The sequence below is a fragment of the Gemmatimonadetes bacterium SCN 70-22 genome (assembly GCA_001724275.1).
GTDB lineage: Bacteria > Gemmatimonadota > Gemmatimonadetes > Gemmatimonadales > Gemmatimonadaceae > SCN-70-22.
Genome location: MEDZ01000048.1, coordinates 1 through 23355, shown reverse-complemented (window position 1 = coordinate 23355; position 23355 = coordinate 1). Strand labels below are relative to the sequence as shown.

Annotated in this window: 19 protein-coding genes and 1 pseudogene; all 20 read left to right on the top strand. The window is 69.9% G+C overall.

What is annotated here, in order from left to right:
- The first annotated feature begins 209 nt into the window (after positions 1-209).
- The 20 genes and pseudogenes from ABS52_17235 to ABS52_17140 all read left to right on the top strand — a co-directional run bounded on the left by ABS52_17235 (position 210) and on the right by ABS52_17140 (position 23355).
- On the top strand, positions 210-1211 hold the full coding sequence (locus ABS52_17235) for a peptide chain release factor 2 (protein ODT01182.1): 1002 nt from the start codon (positions 210-212) through the stop codon (positions 1209-1211).
- Positions 1169-2743 carry a lysine--tRNA ligase gene (locus ABS52_17230; protein ID ODT01191.1) on the top strand — a complete coding sequence of 525 codons (1575 nt, stop codon included), beginning with the start codon at positions 1169-1171 and terminating at the stop codon, positions 2741-2743. Before ABS52_17235 ends, ABS52_17230 begins: the two co-directional genes overlap by 43 nt.
- Positions 2740-3990: a hypothetical protein gene (locus ABS52_17225; GenBank protein ODT01181.1), complete on the top strand. Its 1251-nt coding sequence runs from the start codon at positions 2740-2742 to the stop codon at positions 3988-3990. The genes ABS52_17230 and ABS52_17225 overlap by 4 nt, the downstream gene beginning before the upstream one ends.
- 112 nt (positions 3991-4102) lie before the next feature.
- On the top strand, positions 4103-4801 hold the full coding sequence (locus ABS52_17220) for an ABC transporter ATP-binding protein (GenBank protein ID ODT01180.1): 699 nt from the start codon (positions 4103-4105) through the stop codon (positions 4799-4801).
- A complete protein-coding gene (locus ABS52_17215) occupies positions 4801-5289 on the top strand; it encodes a hypothetical protein (GenBank protein ID ODT01179.1) in 489 nt (162 codons plus the stop codon). Before ABS52_17220 ends, ABS52_17215 begins: the two co-directional genes overlap by 1 nt.
- Positions 5289-6374, top strand: a complete 1086-nt coding sequence (locus tag ABS52_17210) for a protein arginine kinase (GenBank protein ODT01178.1) — start codon at positions 5289-5291, stop codon at positions 6372-6374. Before ABS52_17215 ends, ABS52_17210 begins: the two co-directional genes overlap by 1 nt.
- Positions 6375-6404: 30 nt before the next feature.
- Positions 6405-8906, top strand: coding sequence for an NDP-hexose 4-ketoreductase (locus tag ABS52_17205; GenBank protein ID ODT01177.1), 2502 nt, complete (start codon positions 6405-6407; stop codon positions 8904-8906).
- An 83-nt stretch (positions 8907-8989) separates the two neighbouring features.
- Positions 8990-11416: an outer membrane protein assembly factor BamA gene (locus ABS52_17200; protein ODT01176.1), complete on the top strand. Its 2427-nt coding sequence runs from the start codon at positions 8990-8992 to the stop codon at positions 11414-11416.
- Positions 11417-11429: 13 nt separating this feature from the next.
- Positions 11430-12047, top strand: coding sequence for a hypothetical protein (locus tag ABS52_17195; GenBank protein ODT01175.1), 618 nt, complete (start codon positions 11430-11432; stop codon positions 12045-12047).
- 49 nt (positions 12048-12096) lie between these two features.
- Positions 12097-13113 carry a UDP-3-O-(3-hydroxymyristoyl)glucosamine N-acyltransferase gene (locus tag ABS52_17190; GenBank protein ODT01174.1) on the top strand — a complete coding sequence of 339 codons (1017 nt, stop codon included), beginning with the start codon at positions 12097-12099 and terminating at the stop codon, positions 13111-13113.
- Positions 13110-14417 (top strand): hypothetical protein, encoded by a 1308-nt coding sequence (locus tag ABS52_17185; protein ID ODT01173.1) that lies wholly within the window; start codon positions 13110-13112, stop codon positions 14415-14417. Before ABS52_17190 ends, ABS52_17185 begins: the two co-directional genes overlap by 4 nt.
- A complete protein-coding gene (locus ABS52_17180) occupies positions 14414-15190 on the top strand; it encodes an acyl-[acyl-carrier-protein]--UDP-N-acetylglucosamine O-acyltransferase (GenBank protein ODT01172.1) in 777 nt (258 codons plus the stop codon). The genes ABS52_17185 and ABS52_17180 overlap by 4 nt, the downstream gene beginning before the upstream one ends.
- Before the next feature lie 26 nt (positions 15191-15216).
- Positions 15217-16194 carry a hypothetical protein gene (locus ABS52_17175; GenBank protein ODT01190.1) on the top strand — a complete coding sequence of 326 codons (978 nt, stop codon included), beginning with the start codon at positions 15217-15219 and terminating at the stop codon, positions 16192-16194.
- Positions 16187-17299 (top strand): lipid-A-disaccharide synthase, encoded by a 1113-nt coding sequence (locus ABS52_17170; protein ODT01171.1) that lies wholly within the window; start codon positions 16187-16189, stop codon positions 17297-17299. The genes ABS52_17175 and ABS52_17170 overlap by 8 nt, the downstream gene beginning before the upstream one ends.
- Positions 17296-17955 (top strand): hypothetical protein, encoded by a 660-nt coding sequence (locus ABS52_17165; protein ODT01170.1) that lies wholly within the window; start codon positions 17296-17298, stop codon positions 17953-17955. The genes ABS52_17170 and ABS52_17165 overlap by 4 nt, the downstream gene beginning before the upstream one ends.
- 99 nt (positions 17956-18054) lie before the next feature.
- Positions 18055-18996: a tetraacyldisaccharide 4'-kinase gene (locus tag ABS52_17160; GenBank protein ODT01169.1), complete on the top strand. Its 942-nt coding sequence runs from the start codon at positions 18055-18057 to the stop codon at positions 18994-18996.
- 122 nt (positions 18997-19118) lie between these two features.
- A complete protein-coding gene (locus tag ABS52_17155) occupies positions 19119-20339 on the top strand; it encodes an amino acid dehydrogenase (protein ID ODT01189.1) in 1221 nt (406 codons plus the stop codon).
- Positions 20340-20438: 99 nt separating this feature from the next.
- Positions 20439-20897 (top strand): hypothetical protein, encoded by a 459-nt coding sequence (locus tag ABS52_17150; GenBank protein ID ODT01188.1) that lies wholly within the window; start codon positions 20439-20441, stop codon positions 20895-20897.
- 320 nt (positions 20898-21217) lie between these two features.
- A complete protein-coding gene (locus tag ABS52_17145; GenBank protein ID ODT01168.1) occupies positions 21218-22789 on the top strand; it encodes a hypothetical protein in 1572 nt (523 codons plus the stop codon).
- Positions 22786-23355 (top strand): annotated as a pseudogene (locus ABS52_17140) (hypothetical protein). The gene ABS52_17145 and the pseudogene ABS52_17140 overlap by 4 nt, the downstream one beginning before the upstream one ends.

Sequence of the window (23355 nt, the reverse complement as noted above, 5' to 3'; positions counted from 1 at the left end):
CGGTCATCGCACGAGCAGCAACCCGGGCGAGCCGTTCTCCCAGGCGGAGGGCGGCTCGCGTCACATGTGAACTCGCGGAGACAACGGACCGATGGCCGACCAGGAACGGGGGCGGATTCTCGAGGGGTACAGCGAGCGGCTGACGGAACTGCGGAGGTATCTTTGACCTCGCGCACAAGCGCGAGAGTCTAGCCACCCTCGAGGGCCAGATGGCGGGCGCCGGCTTCTGGGACGACCAGGAGCGGGCGCGCGACGTCGTGCAGCGCGTCAAGGCGCTGAAGGCGTGGGTGGAGCCGTTCGACCGTCTCGAGGGGCGCGTGCGGAGTGCGCAGGAGCTCGGCGACCTCCTGACGGCGGAGCCCGACGAGGAGATGGCGCGGGAGCTGGACCAGGAGGCGTCGGCCATCGAGGGCGACCTGCGGGCGTACGAGCTGCGATCGCTCCTGCAAGGGGCTGACGACTGGCGCGACGCGCAGATCGAGATCGCGGCGGGGGCGGGTGGGACGGAGGCGATGGACTGGGCCCAGATGCTCCTGCGGATGTACACGCGGTGGGCCGAGCGTCACGGCTTCGGCATCGAGGTCCTCGACATGTCCGACGGCGAGGAGGCGGGGATCAAGGGGGCCGTGCTCGAGATCAAGGGGCAGTACGCCTACGGCTTCCTGCGCCCCGAGACGGGGGTGCATCGCCTGGTGCGAATCTCCCCGTTCGATTCGAACGCTCGCCGGCACACGAGCTTCGCCTCGGTGTTCGTGTACCCCGTCGTGAACGAGGAGATCAACATCGAGATTCGCGACGAGGACATCAAGATGGATGTCTTCCGCGCGAGCGGGGCGGGGGGACAGCACGTCAACAAGACGAGCTCGGCGGTGCGCCTGACGCACCTGCCCTCGGGCGTGGTGGTCTCGTCGCAGCAGGAGCGGTCGCAGTTCAAGAACAAGGCGACGGCGATGAAGCAGCTGAAGAACAAGCTGTACCAGCTGGAGCTGGAGAAGCAGGCGGCGGCCAAGGCCAAGCTGGATGCCACCAAGTCCGACGTGTCCTTCGGGAGCCAGATCCGGAGCTACGTCTTCCAGCCATACACCATGGTGAACGACCACCGGACGGAGCTGAAGATTCCCGACGTGCAACGGATCATGGACGGCGACATCGACGAGTTCATCGAAGCATACCTCAAGCAGTATGGCGCGGGTGCCATGGAGGCCAGGTGAGCGAGGACCTCAACTTCGTCCTGCGGGCACGGCGCGAGAAGCTGGCGCAGCTCGAGTCGTTAGGCGTCGCGCCCTTCGCCTATCGGTACGAGGCCACGCACGATACCGTCGCGGCGCTGCGGGCCCTTCCCGAGGGGGAGGAGGAGGGGCCGCGCGTCGCCGTGGCTGGCCGCCTCGTGGCCTGGCGCCCGCATGGCAAGACGATCTTCGGCCACGTGGCCGACGCGCACTCGCGGCTGCAGGTCTACTTCCGGCGCGATGCGCTGGGCGACGACGTCTTCGCCCAGCTGGCGCTGTTCGACATCGGCGACATCGTCGGGGTGGAAGGGACCCTCTTCCGCACCCGCACCGGCGAGACGACCGTCAAGGTGGAGCGCGTGACGCTGCTGGCCAAGTCGCTGCGCCCGCTGCCCTACGGGAAGGACGAGATCGTGGATGGCACGGTGGTGCGCCACTCCGGCTTCGCCGACCCGGAGATGCGCTACCGCCAGCGGTATGCCGACCTGGCGGTGAATGCCGACGTTAGGCGCCGCTTCGTGGCGCGCACGCGCATGATCACCGAGCTCCGCCGGGCGCTGGACGGGCTGGGGTACCTCGAGGTGGAAACCCCGATCCTGCAGCCGCTCTATGGCGGCGCCGCGGCGCGTCCGTTCGTCACCCACCACAACGCGCTCGACATGACGCTCTACCTGCGGATTGCCGACGAGTTGTACCTGAAGCGGTTGGTGGTGGGGGGGCTCGACCGCGTCTACGAGATCGGGCACGACTTCCGGAACGAGGGGATCGACCGCACGCACAACCCCGAGTTCACGATGCTGGAGTTCTACGAGGCCTACGCCGACTACACGGTCATGATGGGGCGCGTGGAGGAACTCCTGATCCGGGCCTCGGACGCCGTGCGCGCGGTCCTCTCGCCCGGGGCGGCCAGCCCCGAGGAGCGATTGCTGCTGACGGACGACGCCTTCCACGACGTCCCGCGCTTCGCCCCGCCGTTCCCCCGCATCGAGTGGGTCCCGGCGCTCAACCAGGGGCTCGGCGCCGATTGCATGACCCTCGACCTGCCGGCGCTCCGCGAGATGGCCGGCCGCGTGGGCGTGCACAAGGTCGAGACCCTCAGCCGGCCCAAGCTCCTGGACGAGATGTTCCAGGCGCTGGTCGAGTCGAAGATCGACACGCCGACGTTCGTCGTCGACTACCCGGTGGAGCTCTCCCCGCTGGCGAAGCCGAAGCGGGGAGGGGAGGGACTGACGGAGCGCTTCGAACTGTTCGCGAAGGGCAAGGAGCTCGCCAATGCGTTCAGCGAGCTCAACGATCCGCTCGACCAGCGGCGGCGCTTCGAGGCGCAGGCGCGCCTCAAGGCCGAGGGGGACGAGGAGGCGGCGGGGGTGGACGAGGATTACCTGCGCGCGATGGAATACGGGATGCCGCCGATGGGTGGCGTCGGGATCGGTCTCGATCGATTGTTCATGTATCTGTCGGGCTCGGCCAACATCCGCGACGTCATCCTCTTTCCCACGATGCGGCCAGAATGAAGTCCCTCGAGTTCGACATCGCCTGGCGCTACCTGCGCAGCCGGCGGGGCTCGAAGCTGCTGTCGTTCATCAGCGTCATCGCCATCGGGGGAGTCATCGTCGGCGTCAGCGCCCTCATCGTCGTGATGGGGGTGATGAACGGGTTGCAGCGTGACCTGCGCGAGAAGATCCTCATCGGATCGCCGGACATCCGGGTCCTGAGCTATGGCGACGACCTGAAGATCGCCGACTGGCGGTCGGTCATGGAGCGCGTACGGCGCGAGCCCGGCGTGGTCGCCGCGGCCCCCTTCGTCCTGACGCAGGGGCTGCTCAGCACGGGGCACGACTACATCGAGGGGGCCTTCGTGGCCGGCATCGAGCCGCAGGCACCCGGGACGGTCGAAGTCACGAGCATCCGGCAGCACGCCGTGCAGGGGGATTTTCGCTTCGCCAGTTCGGACGGCCTCCAGCGAGGGGTGGTCCTCGGGAAGCTGCTCGCGGCCCGGCTGAATGCGTACCCCGGCGACACGGTCGTCATCGCCACCATCTCGGGGACGACCATCAATCGCGCCACGGGGAGCTTCGTCCCCCGCCCCATGCGCTTCGAGGTCACGGGGATCTTCGAGACGGGGATGTACGAGTACGACAATGCGTACGTCTTCATGGCGCTCGCCGCGGCGCAGGACATTGCCGGGCTCGATACCGCGGTGACCGGGCTGGAGGTGAAGACGACGGACCGGTGGCGCGCCCCCGAGGTCGCCCCGGAGCTTGCGCAGCACCTGGGATTCCCCTATCGCACCGTCGACTGGCAGGAGCAGAACTCGTCGCTGTTCCAGGCGCTCAAGCTGGAAAAGCTCGGCATGGGGGTGATCCTCCTCCTCATCGTCGTCGTGGCGGCGTTCAACATCGTCAGTAACCTGACCATGGTGGTGGCCGACAAGACGCGGGAGATCGGGATCCTGAAGGCGATGGGGATGACGGCGCGATCGGTTCGGAGGGTCTTTCTCACGCAGGGGCTGGTGATCGGGATCGCCGGAACCCTCCTCGGACTGCTGCTCGGCCTGGTCGTCTCGGTCGCGCTCGGGAAGTACAAGCTGATCAAGCTCGATCCGGCGATCTATTTCATCGATCACCTGCCGGTCACGACCGAGTGGGCGGACGTCCTGCTGACGGTGGTCGCCTCGGTGGCGATCGCCGCGCTGGCCACCGTCTATCCGGCCCAGCAGGCCGCGAAACTGTACCCGATCGAGGCGATTCGCCACGAGTAGTCCGGGCGGGGCGGTCCCCGGAACCCCGGGGCGCTCGCAGGGACTTGTTCAGTGGGGTTGTGCGGAGCGGGGGATTGTCCACAACGTGCCGTCGAGTGGGAGCCGAAACCGGATGCCGGTCCTGTCTGCCGAAGGAATCGTGAAGTCGTACCGCGGGGGGGACGGCGGCATCCTGCACATCCTCAACGGGGTGCAGCTTCAGGTGGCCCGTGGAGAGATCATCGCGGTCGTGGGGACGAGCGGGGCGGGGAAGAGCACGCTGCTGCACGTCCTGGGGGCGCTCGATCGTCCGACCGACGGGCGCGTGGTGGTGGACGGGGAATCGCTGGAGGGGCGGTCGGACGAGGAGCTGGCGTTGATCCGGAATCGAAAGATCGGCTTCGTCTTCCAGTTCCATCACCTGTTGCGTGAGTTTTCGGCGTTGGAGAACGTGATGATGCCGGCCCGGATCGCGAAGCGTGATCCGGCGGCGACCCGCCGACGGGGCGAGGAGCTCCTGGCACTGGTGGGGCTGGGGGAGCGGATGCATCATCGCCCGGCGGAGCTTTCGGGGGGAGAGCAGCAGCGGACGGCGGTGGCCCGGGCGCTGGCGATGGACCCGGTCCTCCTGCTGGCGGACGAGCCGTCGGGGAACCTGGATCACGGGAATGCCGAGCGGCTGCACGACCTGTTGGCCGAGCTGGCCCGCAAGCTGGAGATCGGGATGGCGGTCGTGACGCACAACCGGTCGCTGGCGGCCAGGGCGGATCGCGTGCTCCTGCTGGAGGACGGGGTCCTGGCCGAGACCGACGTGAGCGGAGTCGTGGCCTGATGCTGTGTGAAGTTTGTCATGAGCAGGATGCGAGCGTGCACCTGACCCAGGCGGTGGAGGGGGAGGTGCGGCAGCGGCACCTGTGCGCCAAGTGCGCGGCGGAGCAGGGGATCGAGACCACCGTCACGACGCCGCCCAAGAACGTGCTGGGCGAATTCCTGCAGGCGGTGCAGCAGCAGGCGAGCACCGCCCAGGGCGAGACGGTGCGATGCACGTACTGCTCCATGACGCTGCGCGATTTCCGGACGACGGGGCGGCTCGGGTGCGCGCGTTGCTACGCGACGTTCGAGCCGAGCCTGCGGGAGCTGTTGCGGCGGGTGCAGGGGAGCGCGCAGCACGTGGGGCGCCGGTACGTGTCCCCGGCGCCGGACGTGCTCGAGCGGGCGACGACGATCGGCGAGTTGCGCGACCGCCTGCGGCGCGCCATCCGGAACGAGGAGTTCGAGGTGGCGGCCGCGCTCCGTGACCAGATTCGGGACGCCGAGTGATGCTGGACCTGGCGCTGCTCCCCGACGGGGGGATGGGATGGCTCGACGGCTCGGGCGAGCACGCGGATGTCGTGCTGTCGACCCGGATCCGCCTGGCGCGGAACGTCGAAGGGTATGCCTTCACGGGGCGGGCCCGCGAGGGGGAGCGGTTGCGCGTGCTGGAGCAGGTGCGCGACGCGATGCCCCACGTGGGCAGCCTGCGCGAGGCGGTGGTGCTGCGGGTCGACGAGCTGGCGCCTAACGACCGCCAGCTGCTGCACGAGCGCCACCTGGTGAGCAGGGAGCTGGCGGGGCTGGAGGAGGCGCAGCCGTTGCGCGGCGGGGCGGCGGTGATCCTCGGCGAGGACGGGGTGGGGGTGATGGTGAACGAGGAGGACCACCTGCGCCTGCAGGCCCTGCGCTCGGGGCTCGACGTGGAACGGACGCTTTCGGCGGTGGAGCGGATGGACCGGGAGCTGGGGGCGCGCCTGCCGTATGCGTACCACGACGAGTTCGGCTTCCTGACGGCGTGCCCGACGAACACGGGGACCGGGATGCGGGCGTCGGTCCTGATCCACCTCCCCGGGCTGGTGCTCACGAAGGAGATCGGGAAGGTCCTGGCCGGGCTGCAGGCGATGGGGCTGACCTATCGCGGGCTGTACGGCGAGGGGAGCGAGGTGGTGGGCAATTTCTTCCAGATTTCCAATCAGACCACGCTGGGGCGAACGGAGGAGGAGCTGGCGGACCACCTGGTGCGGGTGGTCCGGCACGTGATCCAGCGGGAGCACGAGGCCCGGCGCGTGCTGTGGCGCGATGCGGGCTATATTATCGAGGACAAGTTGTGGCGAGCCTACGGGACGCTTCGCTTCGCGCGGAGCCTCACGTTCGAGGAGGCGATGAACTACCTCAGCGGCGTGCGGCTGGCGGTGGGGCTGAAACTGATCAGTGGGCTCAGTGTATACACGCTCAACAAGCTCCTGATCTTCTGCCAGAGCGCGCACCTGGCGTATGCGGAAGGACGTGCGCTGACCGAGAGCGAAGCCAACGTGGCGCGGGCGCGCTACGTCCGGCAGGCGCTCGAAGCTGAGGCGGACCCGGTTGCCTGACGGCGGCGGGGGAGCTGATCCGAGGGATTCATGAACGGCTATAACTTCACCGAGCGGGTGCGAAAGGTCCTCCAGATGGCACGCGAGGAGGCCCAGCGGCTGCACCACGAGTACGTGGGAACGGAGCACATCCTGCTCGGGCTCATTCGCGAGGGCGAAGGGGTTGCCGCAGCCGTCCTGCAGAACCTCAACGTCGACCTCGACGAGATCCAGCAGAAGATCGAGGAGACCGTGAAGAAGGGGAAGGCGGCCCAGACCACGGGGCCGGACCTTCCCTATACGTCTCGCGCCAAGAAGGTCCTCGAGCTGGCCATGAGCGAGGCGCGTGAGCTCAACCACTCCTACGTGGGGACGGAGCACCTGCTGCTCGGGCTCCTGCGCGAGGAGAAGGGGATCGCCGCGCAGGTCCTGACCGACGCCGGCGTCAACCTGGATGCCGCGCGCGCCGAGACACTCCGCCTGCTGGGGACGGAGATGCCGCCGCAGGGCGGGGGGAAGGAGCCGCAGCCGGGGGCGACGCCGCCGCAGGCCGCGCCGCCCAAGGGCGAGAAGAAGTCGAAGACCCCGGCGCTCGACCATTTCTGCCGCGACCTCACGCAGCTCGCCTCGGAGCAGCAGCTCGACCCGACCATCGGGCGGGCCAAGGAGATCGAGCGCGTGATGGAGATCCTGACGCGCCGCAAGAAGAACAATCCGGTCCTGATCGGCGAGCCGGGCGTCGGCAAGACGGCAATCGTCGAGGGGCTGGCGCAGCTCATCGCCACCGGAGAGTGCCCGGATGCGCTGCGCGACCATCGCGTGCTGTCGCTCGACATGGCGGCCGTGATCGCCGGCACCAAGTATCGCGGCCAGTTCGAGGAGCGCCTCAAGGCCGTGATGAACGAGATTGCCCAGAACAAGAACGTCATCCTGTTCATCGACGAGCTGCACACGCTGGTCGGGGCCGGAGCGGCGGAGGGGGCGATCGATGCCTCGAACATGCTCAAGCCCGCGCTGGCGCGCGGCGAGCTGCAGTGCGTCGGTGCCTCGACGCTCAACGAGTATCGCAAGTACATCGAGAAGGACGGCGCCCTCGAGCGTCGCTTCCAGACCGTGATCGTCGACCCCCCCTCCATCGAGGAGACGGTCGAGATCCTCAAGGGGCTCAAGCGGAAGTACGAGGATCACCACCGCGTCATCGTTCCCGACGATACGCTCGTGGCGGCGGCCAAGCTCTCGGAGCGCTACATCACGGACCGCTTCCTTCCGGACAAGGCCATCGACGTGATCGACGAGGCGGGCGCCCGCGCGCGCCTGGCCGCGCAGGTCCCGCCGCCGGAGGTCGCCCAGCTCAAGGAAGAGCTGGAGAAGGTCAACACGGAGAAAGAGACCGCCGTGCGTGACCAGAACTTCGAGCGCGCCGCCGCGCTGCGCGACACCGAGCGCGAGCTGCAGGGCGAGATCCGCAAGAAGCAGGACGAGTGGGAGAAGCGGCGCCAGTCGCACCGTCCCGTCCTGGGCGAGGAAGAGGTCGCCTTCATCGTCAGCCGCTGGACGGGGATCCCGGTCACTCGCCTGCAGGAGGCCGAGAGCTCGCGCCTGCTCCGCATGGAAGAGGAGCTGCACCAGTCGGTGGTGGCACAGGACGAGGCGATCATGGCGATCGCCCGGTCCATTCGGCGCAGCCGGGCTGGGCTGAAGGACCCGAAGCGCCCCATCGGGTCGTTCATCTTCTGCGGCCCGACGGGGGTCGGGAAGACCGAACTCGCCCGCTCGCTCGCCCGCTTCCTCTTCGCCGACCCGTCGGCGCTGATCCGTGTCGACATGAGCGAGTACATGGAGAAGTTCTCCGTCTCGCGCCTCATCGGGGCCCCCCCGGGGTATGTCGGGTACGAGGAGTCGGGGACGCTCACCAAGGCGGTCCGCCGGAAGCCGTACTCGGTCGTCCTGCTCGACGAGATCGAGAAGGCGCACCCCGACGTCTTCAATATCCTCCTCCAGGTCCTCGACGAGGGGCACCTGACCGACAACTACGGCCGGCTCATCGACTTCAAGAACACGGTCGTGATCATGACCTCGAACGTCGGGGCCAAGGACGTGGCCAAGAGCCGGGCGCTGGGCTTCACGGCCCCCGACTTCAAGGCCTCGTTCGAGCGGATGTCCGAGAAGATCAAGGAGGAGCTGCAGCACGTCTTCAACCCGGAGTTCCTCAACCGCCTGGACGACGTCATCGTCTTCCACCCGCTGCAAAAGGAGCACATTGCCCAGATCGTCGGGATCATGCTCCGGGACGTCCAGAAGCGGATGGCCGAGGGCGAGCTCTCGCTCAAGCTGAGCGATGCGGCGTCCGACTTCCTTGCCCGGCAGGGGTACGACGAGCAGTACGGGGCCCGGCCGCTGAAGCGGGCGATCCAGCGCCACATCGAGGACCCCCTGAGCGAGAAGATCCTGGTCGGGGAGTTCAGCAAGGGCGACGAGATCGAGGTCGACCTGTCCGAGGACGGCCAGAAGCTGGTCTTCCGGGTGATGAGCAGTTCCGCCCCGCAGGCGTAAGCCTATTCCGGGGCTCAGGTGTCAAAAAGATTGGCCGGGTTCGCACTGAACCCGGCCGATCTCTTTGTGTATATTAGCCGGCTATGTCGCGGAAGCTGTTAGCGCTTTTGGCGTTGGGCCTGGTCGCGCGCGGCGCGTCGGCCCAGGACGCTGCTACGCAGGGTCGTTGCACCACCCCGGACTCGATCGCCGTCCGGGGCAACAAGCGCGTCCCCATGGCCGACGTCCTGGCCGAGGCCGGGCTGCTGCCAGGGACGCAGCTGAACTACAAGGCGGTGCAGCGCGCCATTCGCGCCCTGTATCAGACCGGGCAGTTCCAGGGAGTGGAGGTCGTCTGCGACCTCGACGACGCGCGGAACTTCGCGGTCCTGTCGCTCCTGGTGAAGGAGCGCCCCCTCCTCGCGGAGACCGACGTCCAGGGGGTGGACCGGCTCTCGGGGCGGAGCGTGCGTGACAAGATCGACCTCGCCTACAACAAGCCACTCGATGCCTCGGCCGTGGCGCTGGCCGTGCATCGCATCGACTCGCTGTACGAGAAGAACGGCTACTTCCTCGCGCGCGTGAGCGTCGACACGCAGGCGATCGGCGACGAGGCGGTGAAGCTGACCTTCCGCATCGACGAGGGGCGCCGACTGGCCGTCTCGGGCGTGAAGGTGCGCGGCAACGAGCAGCTCAAGGCGGGCGAGATCGTCGGCACGATGAAGACGCGGCCCGAAGGGTTCTTCTTCTGGCGCAAGGGCGAATTCGACGACGACAACTACGCCGGTGACCTGGCGGAGCGCATCCCGCAGTTGTACGCGAAGCGGGGGTTCATCGACTTCCGCGTCGCGCGCGATACCCTGATCATCGACCGCGATCGCGGGAAGGCGCTGGTCGACATCGCGGTCGACGAGGGGCCGCGGTACAAGGTCGGCGAGTTCGAGGTGACCGGGAACAAGCACTACTCCAGCGAGGACCTGGCGCGCTTCTATCCGTTCGGTGACCAGTCGCGCCCGGTGATGTCGCGCGTCACGGACTTCCTGCGACGACGCACCCCGACGCCGAAGGGGATCTTCGACCAGGCCGCCTGGGACGACGCGCGCCAGAAGATCGCCAGCGCCTACGCGACGGAGGGCTACATCTACGCCAACGTCCGTCCGGTGGTGGAGCGTCGCGTGGCGCCCGATTCGTCGCACTACGTGGACCTGCGCTGGGAAGTCGACGAGCGGACTCCGGCGGTCATCAACCGCATCGAGATCTTCGGGAACGACTACACGCAGGAGACGTGCATTCGGGACCAGCTGGTGATCCTCCCGGGGCAGGTCTTCAACCAGGATGCGCTGATCCGCTCGTGGCAGAGCCTGGGGAACCTGGGGTTCTTCGAGACGCCGATCCCGCCTCCCGACACGCGCACGGCCAACGACCAGGGCGACGTGGACATCGTCTTTCGCGTCAAGGAGAAGCGGACCGGGAACGTGAACTTCGGCGCCTCCATGGGGCAGGGGACCGGCGTCGGCGGCTTCATCGGGCTCGACCAGCCGAACCTCTTCGGGCAGTGCAAGCGCGGTTCCCTCCAGTGGCAGTTCGGGCGCTACATCAACGACTTCAACCTGTCGTACAGCGATCCGCGCATTCGGCAGTCGCTCATCTCGGGGACGGTGTCGGTGTATCGCTCGCTCCAGCGGTACTATATCGCCGACCTCGGGCGGTCGTTGCGCACCGGCGCGCAGCTGCAATTCGGCGTGCCGCTCCCGCGCTCGCCGTTCACGCGCGTGTTCCTGTCGTACGGCCTCGAGAACGTCACCTTCGGGACGCAGGGGCTCCTGGGGGGCTTCCGCTCGGATTACGGCAGCAAGTCGCTGCGCTCGACGCTGGGGGCCTCGCTCACGCGCGACACGCGGATCGACATGCCCTTCCCGACGGCCGGGGCGCAGTACAACATCGCGGCCAACTTCAACGGCGGGGTGCTGGGCGGGACGTCGACCTTCCAGCGCTACACGGCGGATGCCAGCGCCTACGCGCCGCTGGGGCAGGTGGGGGGCGGGCGGCCCGGGTCGCAGCCGATCAAGTTCGTGGCCGGACTCACGGCCCGGGCCGGGAGCGTGTTCGGGAACACCGGGCCGTTCTTCTTCTCGCAGGAGTTTGCGTTAGGCGGCGTCCAGTTCGGCGAGCGCCTGCGCGGGTACGAGGAGTTCTCGATCTCCCCCACGGGCTACGTGACCGGGACCAGCACCTTCAACGCCACGCGCAGCTCGTTCGGCAAGGCCTTCTTCAGTACCACGGCAGAGGTGGGGATGCGGGTCAACCAGGCCCTCTACCTTGCCGGTTTCTACGATGCGGGTAATGTGTGGCGGCATCCCCGCGACTTCGATCCCACGCGCCTGTTCCGAGGCGCCGGGATCAGTGCGTCCACCGTCACGCCCCTCGGCCCGCTCGGCCTCGACTACGCCTACGGCTTCGACCGCCTCGATGCCAATGGCCGCAAGAAGCCGAAATGGCAACTCCACTTCAGGCTTGGACAGCTCTTCTAGCACCGGAGACGACATGCTGCACACACGTGTTCGCGCAATCCTCGTGGCCCTGGGCCTCCTCACGCTCGCATCGGGCGCCGCCTCGGCGCAGGGCAGCGGGTTGAAGCTCGCCTACATCGACTCGCGCGTGATCCTCGACAAGGCGCCCGGGCGCGCCGCGGCCGAGAGCACGTTCCAGAAGGAGTACGACGCCGCGCAGTTGAAGATCAAGAAGATGCAGGACACGCTCGAGGCCATGGCCGCCGCCTACCAGAAGTCGGCGCCGACGCTCTCCGCGGTGAACCGCGAGCTGCGCGAGAAGGAGATTCGCGAGAAGCAGCAGACGTTCGAGAACTCGGCGCGCCTGCTCGAGGCGCAGATGCAGCAGCGCCAGGGCGAGCTCGTGCAGCCGATGATGAACCAGATCCGTGAAGTGCTCGACGCCCTGCGGAAGGAAGAGGGACTCTCGTTCATCCTCGACATCGGGACCAACGCGAGCGTCATCGTGGCGGCCGACTCGACGCTGAACATCACCGACAAGGTGGTGTCACGCCTCAAGCCGATCCCGGTGACGGCGAAGGAGGAGCCCAAGGCGGCGGCGGGAGTGAAGGCGCAGCCGGCGGGCGTCGTCCCGAAGAAGCCGACGCCGTAACCGGACGGCCGCGCGCCGGCGTCGAGCCGGCGACGTGGCGCGCACCGCAATGCTGACGGCCCGGCACGTCGCGGAACTCGTGGGCGGGGAGGTGCGGGGCGATGCGGAGGCTCCCGTTCACGGGGTCGCTCCCATCGACCGCGCCACCCCTGGGCAGCTCACGTTCCTGGCCTCCGCCAAGTACGCCCCGCTCCTGGCGAACTGCTCGGCGAGCGTCGCCCTCGTGGCCCCCGAGCTGGCCGACACTCCCGGAGGCGTGGCGGCGCGGGTCGTCGTCGCCAAGCCGCAGGAGGCCATGCTGCGCCTCCTCCCCGTGCTGTTCGTCCCTCCCGCCAGGCGCCCCGGGATCGACCCGACGGCGCGAATCGGGCGTGGTGCGGTGCTGGGGGAGGAGGTCACGATCGGGCCCTATGTGGTCATCGGCGACGGCGCGCGCATCGGCGATCGCGTCCAGCTGGATGCGCACGTGGTCGTCGGCGACGGGGTCGAGATCGGGGATGACTCGCACCTGTTCCCCCATGTCACGACGTACCCGGGGACGCGACTCGGACACCGCGTGGTGGCGCACGCGGGGGCACGGCTCGGCAACGACGGCTTCGGCTTCGTCTACACCGGCGGGGTGCACCAGAAGATCCCGCACGTGGGGCGCTGCGTGATCGAGGATGACGTCGAGATCGGGGCCAACACGACGATCGACCGCGGGAGCATCGACGACACCGTCATCGGGGCGGGGACGAAGATCGACAACCTCGTCATGATCGGGCACAACGTTCGCGTGGGGCGACTGTGCCTGATCGTGGCCCAGGCCGGGATCTCGGGGAGTACGCGCCTGGGTGACGGGTGCGTGATCGGCGGTCAGGTGGGGATCTCGGGGCACAACCAGATCGGGGACGGCGCGCGGATCGCCGCCCAGGCCGGGGTCTTCGGCGATGTCCCTGCGGGCGAGACATGGTCGGGGTACCCGGCGCGCCCGCATCGTGAGGCGCTGCGCGCCCAGGCGGCGCTGTTCAAGCTGGCCGGGATGGTGCGCCGCCTCGAGAAGCTGCTGGGGCGGGAGGAGTCGTGAGCGCCGCCAGCCGCCAGGCCGCCAGCGGCCAGGCCGTCAGCCGCCAGACCATTCAGCGGGCGATCTCGCTCGAGGGGGTGGGGCTCCACCTCGGCCTCCCCTGCCGGCTGACGTTTCGCCCGGCGGCGCCATGCAGCGGGATCCGCTTCGTGCGCTCCGACCTCCCCGGGGCGCCCGCGACCCGGGCACACGTGTCGGTCGCGGTCGAGACGGAGCGGCGCACGCAGCTGGGGGAGGGAGAGGCGGCGCTCCACACGGTGGAGCACGTGCTTGCGGCGGTTGCGGCGCACGAGATCGACGATGTCGTGATCGAGATGGATGGTCCCGAGCCGCCGATCATGGATGGGAGCGCCGGGCCGTTCTTCCGGGCGCTGGCGGCGGCGGGGATTGCGCCGCACGCGGGGCGCGTGGAGGTTCTCAGCCTCGTGGAGCCCGTGCGCATCGAGCACGGCGAGTCGTGGTACGAGGCGCATCCGGCGGATGCGTTCTCGGTGGAAGTGTCGATCGACTTCGCCCATCCCCTGGTGGGACACCAGGATGGGCGCTATGTGGTGAGCCCGGAGGTGTTCGCGCGCGAGCTGGCGGACGCACGGACGTTCGGGTTCGCGCACGAAGTGGAGTACCTGCGGAGCCGCGGACTGATCAAGGGGGGCACCACCGCGAATGCGATCGTGCTCGGGCCGGACGGCGTGGTGGACAACGAGCTGCGCTGGTCCGACGAGTTCGTGCGGCACAAGGCGATGGATTGCATCGGCGACCTCGCCCTGGCGGGGAAGCGGGTGCGCGCGCGCGTGGTGGCTCACCGCCCCAGCCACGCGGGGACCGTGCGCCTGGTGCGGGAATTGACCAAGAGGGCGTGCAAGGAGACGCAGGTGATCGAAATCGAAGAGATCTTGAGGGTGCTGCCGCACCGCTATCCCTTCCTCCTCGTGGACCGGGTCGTCGAGTACGACGAGGGGAAGCGCGTGGTGGGGCTCAAGAACGTCACGATCAACGAGCCGTTCTTCCAGGGACACTTTCCGGGGCATCCGATCATGCCCGGCGTGCTGATCATCGAGGCGATGGCGCAGGTCGGCGGGATCCTCCTCATGGCATCGGTCCCCGATCCCACGAGCAAGGTCGTCTACTTCACGTCGTTGGACAACGTGAAGTGGCGCAAGCCCGTGCGTCCGGGCGACCAGCTCCGCTTCGAGCTCGACGTGGTGAAGATGCGCGGCCCGATGTGCCAGATGAAGGGGGTGGCGAAGGTGGACGGCAGCGTGGTGGCCGAGGCGGACATGGCCGCGATGCTGAAGGACCGATGAGCGCCGAGATCCATCCCACGGCGATCGTCTCGCCCCGGGCCGTGCTGGGCGAGAACGTGCGCATCGGGCCGTTCGCGATCGTCGGCGAGCAGTGCGAGATCGGCGACGGCTCGGTCCTCGAGGCGCGCGCCGTGCTCGAGCGGAACGTGAAGCTCGCGCCCAATGTGGTCATCGGGATCGGCTCGGTGATCGGGGGCGACCCGCAGGACCTCAAGTTCAAGGGGGAAGAGACCTGGGTCGAGATCGGCGAGGGGACGCGCGTCCGCGAGTACTCGACGATCAATCGCGGGACGGCGCACTCCTTCAAGACGACGGTGGGGAAGGGGTGCTTCCTCCAGTCGTACGTGCACCTGGCGCACGACTGCCACCTGGGCGACGGGGTCATCATCTCCAACGGGACGCAGCTCGCGGGGCACGTGACCATCGAGGACCGCGTGATCATCTCCGGACTGGTGGCGGTCCACCAGTTCGTGAAGATCGGCCGCCACGCGTTCGTGGGCGGGTGCTCGCGCGTGGCGAAGGACGTTCCCCCCTTCCTCAAGGCGGTGGGGAACCCGGTCAAGCTCTACGGGCTCAACAGCGTCGGGCTGCAACGCAGCGGCTTCTCCGACGAGACGGTGCGGGAGCTGAAGCGGGCGTACCGGCTCTTCTTCCGGTCCGAGCTGAACGTCTCGCAGGCGATGGAGCGGGCCCGTTCGGAGTTGCAGCCGATGGCGGAGGTGGATCACTTCCTCCGCTTCCTCGAGGATTCCGGGCGCGGAGTGGTGATTTGAGCCCGGCCCGGACCCGCGTCGGGGTGATGGGCGCCGGCGCGTTAGGCTACCATCACGTGCGCATCCTGCGCGAGCTGGAGGACGTGGAGCTCGTCGGGTTCCACGAGTCGCGCCCCGAGCGCGCGGCGGAGGTCGCGGGGGAACTCGGCGTCCGCGCCTGGGACGATCCCGCGGCGCTGATCGAGGCGTGCGAGGCCCTGACGATCGTCGTCCCCACCCCCGCCCACTTCGGGGTCGCCAGGGCGGCGGTCTCCCGGGGGCGCCACGTCCTGATCGAGAAGCCGCTGACGGCCACGCTGGCCGAGGCCGACGAGATCCTCGCGATCGCGAAGGCGCACGGGGCGCTGGTGCAGACCGGGCACGTGGAGCGCTTCAACCGCGCCATTCGCGCGGCGATGCCATACGTGGACCGGCCGCGCTTCCTGGAGAGCGACCGGCTGGCCCCATTCAACCCGCGGGGCTCCGACGTCGCGGTGGTCCTGGACCTGATGATCCACGACATCGACCTCCTCCTGACGCTGGTGAAGAGCGGGGCGCAGGACGTGCAGGCGGTCGGCATCCCGGTGCTGACGCCGTTCGTGGACATCGCGAACGCGCGGATCACGTTCCAGTCGGGAGCGGTGGCGAACGTGACGGCGAGCCGCGTGTCGCGCGAGCGGATGCGGAAGCTGCGCATCTTCCAGCAGAGCGGCTACCTGTCGCTCGACCTCGGGGCGGGGAACGGGGAGTTCTACCGGATCCGGGGGGACGTCGACCTGGCGGCCCTGACCAAGGCGCCGCAGCAGCTCGAGGCGTTCGTCGAACGCATCCCCCTGGAGGCGCCGGACGGGGAGCCGCTGCGGCTGGAGTTCCGGTCGTTCATCGACGCCGTGCGCGGCGTGGCACCGGTGACGGTGACGGGCGACGACGGGCGCGAGGCACTGGCGGTGGCGCTGCGCATCGTGCAGGAGATCGAGCGCACGCGCCCGGCGTTGGCCGCGGGGCCGGAGCGTCCGCGTGCGTGAAGTCCTGGTGATCGCCGGAGAGGCGTCCGGCGATCTGCACGCGGCCGGATTCGCGCACGAGCTGGCGGCGCGGCGTCCGGATTTGCACCTGGCGGGAATGGGGGGGCGCCACATGCGCCGCGCCGGCGTCGAGCTGCTCGAGGACGCCGAGGCGATGGCGGTGATGGGCTTCGTCGAGGTGCTGCGCAAGATCCCGCATCACTGGGCCCTCCTGCGGCAGCTCGAGCGGCGCCTGGCCAGCGGGACGGTCGCGCTCCTGGTCGTGATCGACTATCCGGGATTCAACATGAAGGTGGCGGCGGCGGCACGCCGGCACGGCGTCCCGGTGCTCTACTACATCACGCCGCAGGTCTGGGCGTGGGGGGCGAACCGGCTCCCGCGGCTCGCGCAGCTGATTACCCGGGCGGCGGTGATCCTCCCGTTCGAGGAGGCGCTCCTGCGCCAGCACGGGATCGACGCCACCTTCGTCGGCCATCCGCTGCTGGACCGGGCGCAGGACCTGCCGTCGCAGCGCGAGGCACGCGAGCGCCTGGGGATCGCCCCCGACCGGCGCGTGCTGGCCCTCTTTCCCGGGAGCCGGGCGCAGGAGATCGCCCGCCACCTGGACGCCTTCGTCGCCACCGCGCGCCTGCTGGAGGCGCGCCACCCCGGGCTGGAGGTCGTGGTGAGCGTGGCGCCGACCGTGGCGCTCGATGCCGCACGCTGCCCGTACCGTCAGGTGCACGATGCGTCCTTCTCGGTGCTGCGGGCGGCCGACGCCGCGCTCTGCAAGAGCGGAACGACGACGCTCGAGGCCGCGGTGGCGGGGTGCCCGCTGGTGGTGGCGTACCGCACCAGCGGCTGGACGTACGCCATCGCGCGGCGCGCGGTGAAGATCCCGTTCATCGGCCTGGTGAACGTGGTGGCGGGGCGCGAGGTGGCGCGCGAGTTCGTGCAGGACGGGCTCGTCCCGGACGCGATGGCGGAGACGCTGGGCCAGCTGCTCGAGCCGGGGAGCCCGGCTCGCGAGCTGCAACTCGCGGCGTTGGGCGAGGTGCGGGCGAGGCTGGGGACGCCGGGCGCATCGGCCCGGGTGGCGGCGATGGCCGCCGAGCTGGCCCGGTGAGCGACGAGCGCCCGGCGGGATGGCGACGTCGCGCGAAGGTCGCGCTCGCCGCCTCGCTCGGAGGGACCCTGGTGCGCCTGCTGGCCTCCACCTGGCGCATGACGACCCGCAACGCCGGGGCGCTGGACGCGCTGCGCGCGAGCGGGACGCCGCTGGTCATCGTCCTGTGGCACGGCGAGCTCCTCCCGATCCTGTGGCAGCACCGCGACCAGGGGGTGTCGGTGCTCATCAGCACCCACGCGGATGGCGAGATCATCGCGCGCATCTGCAAGGCGCTCGGGTGCCGCACGGTGCGCGGCTCGTCCAGCCGGGGCGGGGCGCGCGCCCTGCTCGAGCTGGTCCGTGAGCTCGAGGGCGGGCACGAGGTCGCCGTGACCCCCGACGGCCCGCGCGGGCCGCGACGCGAGTTCGCGCCGGGGGCGGTCGTGGCAGCCATGCGGGCCGGCGTCCCGGTCATCGCCTTCGGCGCCACCGTCGACCGGGCCTGGCGGCTGCGATCGTGGGACCGCTTCGTGATTCCCAAGCCCTTCGCGAAGGTCACGATTGCCTACAGCGAGGGAGCGCGCGTGGTGGCGACCGGGCCCCGTGAGGCGGAAGCGGAGGCCCCGCGCTTCCGGGCGCTCCTGATGTCGGTCTGCGGGCCGGACGAGGGCTGAGGCGGCGTGGATCCGGCCCTGGTGTGGGAAGGGCGGGGGGCGGGAGCCCGAACCGCGCGCGCACTCCTCGTTCCGGCGGGGTGGCTGTACCGCGGTGGGGTGGCGGTCCGAAACGCCCTCTTCGACAGCGGCGTGCTCGCCGCACGAGCGACGGCGCTCCCGGCCTTTTCCGTCGGGAATCTCACCGTGGGCGGAACCGGGAAGACGCCGGTGGCCGCCGACATCGCACGCCGGCTCCGCGACGGCGGGGCGCGCCCGGCGCTGGTGCTTCGTGGGTACGGGGACGATGAACCCGCCGTCCACGAGCGGCTCAACCCCGGCGTCCCGGTCCTAACGAGTCCCGACCGCGTGGCCGCGAGCGCGCGCGCGCGCCAGCTCGGGTGCGACGTGGTCGTGCTCGATGACGCGTTCCAGCACCGCCACGCGCGCCGGGTCGTCGATGCCGTCGTGGTGGCGGCGGAGCAGTGGGTGGGGGCTCCCCGTCGCTGCCTCCCGGCGGGGCCCTATCGGGAGCCGCCGGCGGCGCTGAGGCGCGCCACCCTGGTGATCGTGACCCGCAAGTCGGTAGGTCCTGCCATGTCGGCCGACGTCGCCCAGTCGGTGGCGGCCTTCACCCCCGCGCCGGTCGTGTGCGTCGCCCTCGAGCTGGGAGCGTTGCACGCCGTGGGAGGGGAGGGAGGGACGCGTCCCCTGGAAACGCTGCGGGGGGCATCGGTGCTTGCCGTCGCCGGGATCGGGGCGCCGCGTCGATTCGCCGAGCAACTCGAGGAGGTTGGGGCGCGTGTGGCGCTGGTATCGTTTCCGGATCACCATCGTTTTACGGGTGACGATGTCGCCGCCATCCTGCGAGGCGCCTCGGCCGGCGCCTCCATCGTCTGCACCCTCAAGGACGCGGTGAAGCTCAAACCGTTGTGGCCTCGCGCCTCGGCGCCCCTGTGGTATGTTTCCCAGCGATTGGCGATCGACGCCGGCGCCCCCGCGTACGCGGCGGCGATCCAGCGCCTTCTGGACGCCCGTCAGCACGAACTTTCCGTCCGATAACCGCCGGCCGCGTGCCGGTCCCGAGAATCTTTCCCATGCCCACCGATCTCCGCCTTCCGACGAACGCCATCGTCCAGCCGGACAAGGATCGTTTCCTGAACGAAGACAACCCGTTCGAGGCGATGATGTCGCGCTTCGATCGCGCGGCCGAATTGCTCGACCTCGAACCGGGGCTGTACAAGGTGCTGCGCAAGCCCGAGAAGCAGCTGATCGTGTCGTGTCCGGTGATGATGGACAACGGCGAGATCGAGGTCTACACCGGGATTCGCGTGCTGTACAACACGTCGCGCGGCCCGGCCAAGGGCGGAATCCGGTTCGACACGCAGGTCACGCTGGATGAAGTCACCGCCCTGGCCGCGTGGATGACGTGGAAGTGCGCGGTGGTGAACGTCCCGTTCGGCGGGGCGAAGGGCGGGGTGATCTGTGATCCGCTCAAGATGAGTGCGGGCGAGCTCGAGCGCCTGACGCGTCGTTACACCTCGGGGATCATGTCGGTGCTGGGGCCGGACTCCGACGTCCCCGCGCCCGACGTGAACACCAACGAGCGCGTGATGGCCTGGATCATGGACACCTACTCCATGCAGATGCGCCACACGGTCACCGCGGTCGTCACCGGGAAGCCGGTCGAGATGGGTGGGTCGCTCGGGCGCCGCGAGGCCACGGGACGGGGATGCATGCTCGTGGTGAAGGAGGCGCTGGCGCACCTGGGGATGAGCGTGAAGGGGACGACCGTCGCGGTGCAGGGCTTCGGCAACGTGGGGTCGGTGGCGGCGCAGCTGCTGGCGCGCGAGGGGTGCAAGGTGGTCGCGATCGGCGACCGGAGCGGCGCGATCTACAACGCGGCCGGGATCGACGTCGACGACGCGGCCGCGTACGTCAAGAAGCACAAGGTCCTCGAGGGGTACGGGAAGGGCGAGCGGCTCTCCAATGACGAGCTGTTGACGCTGGACGTGGATGTCCTCGTCCCGGCCGCGCTCGAGAACGTGATCACGACCAAGAACGCGTCGAAGATTCGCGCCAAGGTCATCTGCGAGGGGGCGAACGGGCCCACCACCGCGGCGGCGGACGCGATCCTCGACGAGAAGGGGATCTTCGTGATTCCGGACATCCTGGCCAACGCCGGTGGCGTGACCGTCTCGTACTTCGAGTGGGTCCAGGACCGTGGCGGCTACTTCTGGAGCGAGGACACCGTGAACGAGCGCCTGCGCGACCTCATGGTGAAGTCGTTCCGCGACGTGCTCGAGCTGTCCAAGCAGCACAAGGTGAACATGCGCACGGCGGCCTACATGCTGTCGATCAGCCGCGTGGCCACGGTGCACCGGCTGCGCGGCATCTACGCCTAGCCGCCGGACGATGCGCCCTGGTGACCAGCGCCCGGGCGTGCGACGTGGGCTTCCTTGCGGGCGGTGCGACGAGCGGTCGCGCCGCCCGCGCGCGTTCTCGTGAGGTTCCGGCTCATCGTCGTCGGTCGCGTGCGCGACCGGGGGCTGGCGGACGCCGTGGCCGGGTTCGAGGCGCGCGCCACGCGATACTGGCCGCTCGAGGTGATCGAGGTGAAGGAGGAGCGCGGGCGCGATGCGACCGTCGTGGTGCGCCGCGAGGGGGCGCGGCTCCTCGAGCAGGCGGCGGGGAGCCTCATCGTCGCGTGCGACGAGCGCGGCGACGTGCTCCCGTCGGTCGCCTTCGCGGAGTGGATGCAGCAGCTGCGGGAGGGGGGGCGTGACGTCGCCTTCGTGATCGGCGGCGCGCACGGGCTCGATGGGGCGGTTCGCCAGGCCGCGACGCGCCGGCTCACCCTGGCGCCCTTTACCCTGCCGCACGAGCTGGCGCGCCTGGTGCTGGCCGAGCAGTTGTACCGGGCCGGGACAATCGTTAGGCGCGAGCCGTACCACAAGGCATAGGCCGGGCGGCCGCGCCGCCTGGCGAGGGACGGGAGGCGGGATGGCCGGTCGCGTGGGCGCCGCGAGGCGCGCCGGCCGGCCATTTTGTGGAGCGATGCACTCGCGAAAGGGGGGAACACGTCGCGAGATTTCGCCAGCGGCGGCGCGGCGCGGGGCGGGGAGTTCCGCAGGGACGCACCGCCGGGACGGACGAACCATTCATCCATGCGTGATTCGCATCTCGCCCGATGTCGGGTGGCCGAAGGTCGAGCGGAAGAACGCGCGCGGCGCTGCCGTGCGGCGGCGGCCGGGGGCAATGCTCCCTCCTTCCCCGGGTCGGCATGACCCTCCCGATGATCATCACGGAATCGCTCGGCGGGAGCGCCCTGGCCCGCCGGGTGATCGAGGGAGACGGGTCGATGGAGTGGTACGTGGCGCGACCATCGTCGTCCGATGGCTGGCGGGAGCGCGCCGACGAGATCCGCCGGGCGACGCCGTCGGGGTGGCTGGCCCAGCTCGCGCCGGCGTTCGGGGCGGCGGGGGCCGCCCGGGAGCGTCTCGAACGCGTGGCCCGGGCTGGCGGGGTGGTCGTGACGACGGGGCAGCAACCCGGACTCTTCGGCGGGCCAACGTATACGTGGAGCAAGGCGATCGCGGCCATCGAGCTCGCCGATGCCATCGAGCGCGCCACGGGCATCCCGGCCGCCCCGGTGTTCTGGGCCGCGACGGACGATGCGGATTTTGCCGAGGCGCGCGACACGTGGATCGCCCTCCCGGGTGGAGCGGAGCGCCTCGCCATGCACGGCCCCCCGCTCGAGGGGCTTCCGATGCACGATCACCCGTTAGGCGACGTGTCGCACGAACTGGAGCGGCTGGCGGTCGCGTCCGGCTCGGCGCTCGAGCCGGGGATCCTGGACGCGGCGCGCGAGGCGTATCACGCCGGCGCGACGGTGGGGGGCGCGTACCTCGCGTTGCTCCGGCGCGTGCTGCAGCCGCTGGGGATGGCGGTGCTGGATGCCTCGCACCCGGCGTTGCTCGAGGCCGAGCGCCCGCTCCTGATGCGGGCGCTGACGGAGGGAGAGGCGATCGCCGCCGCGCTTCGCGGCCGGAGCGCGGAGCTGCGATCGGAGGGCCTCGAGCCCCAGGTGGCGGACGTGGACGGCCTGTCGCTGGTGTTCGGGCGCGATGGCGGGCGCAAGTTCCGGATTCCGTTGCGGCTGGCGCGTGACGTGGCGGCGCGCGGGGCGCGGGAGCAGCTCTCGCCCAACGTGCTGCTGCGTCCCGTCGTGGAGGCGGCCGTGCTCCCCACCATCGCCTACGTCGCCGGCCCCGGTGAGATCGCGTACTTCGCGCAGGTCGGCGCCGTGTCCGAGGTCCTGGGGGCTCGCACGCCGCTGGTGGTGCCGCGCTGGTCGTGCACGATCGTCGAGCCGCACGTCGCGGGATTGCTGTCGTCCTACGGCGTCGCGCGACAGGAGCTCCGGTCGCCCCACGACGTCGAGCTTCGCCTGGCGCGCCGGCTTGCGCCTGCCGAGGTGCTCGACGCGCTGCAGGCGATGCGCGATCGGATCGAGGAGGGGACGGCGGCGTTCGCGGCCGCGGTGGCGCGGACGGGCGGGATCCTCCCTCCGTCGGTGGTGGAAGGGAGCCGCCGCCAGCTGGCCTGGCGCGCCGATCGCCTCGAGCGGCGCCTCCTGGCGGCCATCAAGCGGCGTGAGGCGGGGATGCGGCACGACGTGTCGACGATGCAGGGGGCGCTCTTCCCCGGGGGGATGCGCCAGGAGCGCGCGCTCAACCTCCTCCCGACGATCGCCCGCTACGGCACCGGCGTGCTGGACGCGATGCGGGAGGCGGCGCGGCGGCACGCGGAGGCGCTGGTGCACGGGCAGGCGATCCCCGTCGACCGGGCGTGAGTCGCTCGCAGCCGGTACCTCCTGCGCGTGCCCCGGACGCCAGCCGGCGCCCGGCCGCGCTCGTGGCGGCGGGGATCCTCCTCAGCCGGCTCGTGGGGCTCGTCAGGCAGCGGGTCTTCTCGTACTACTTCGGCGCCGGCGACGAATCGGACGCCTTCACGCAGGCATTCCGGATCCCCAACATCCTGCAGAATCTCTTTGGGGAAGGGGTGCTCTCGGCGTCGTTCATCCCCGTGTACTCCCGGTTGCGCGCGCGCGGTGACGACGTGGCGCGGCAGGAAGTGGCAGGGGCGGTGCTGGGCGTCCTGGCGCTGTTCTCCGCCGTCGTCGTCCTCCTTGGCGTCCTCGCGGCGCCGCTCCTGGTCGGCGCCATCGCGCCCGGCTTCGAGGGGGCGAAGCGCGAGCTGACCGTGCAGCTGGTACGCATCCTCTTCCCGGGGGCGGGGCTCCTGGTGATCGCGGCGTGGTGCCTCGGCGTGCTCAACAGCCACGGGAAGTTCTTCCTGTCGTATGCCGCACCAGTCCTCTGGAACGCCTGCATGATCGCGGCGCTGCTCGGGTGGGGG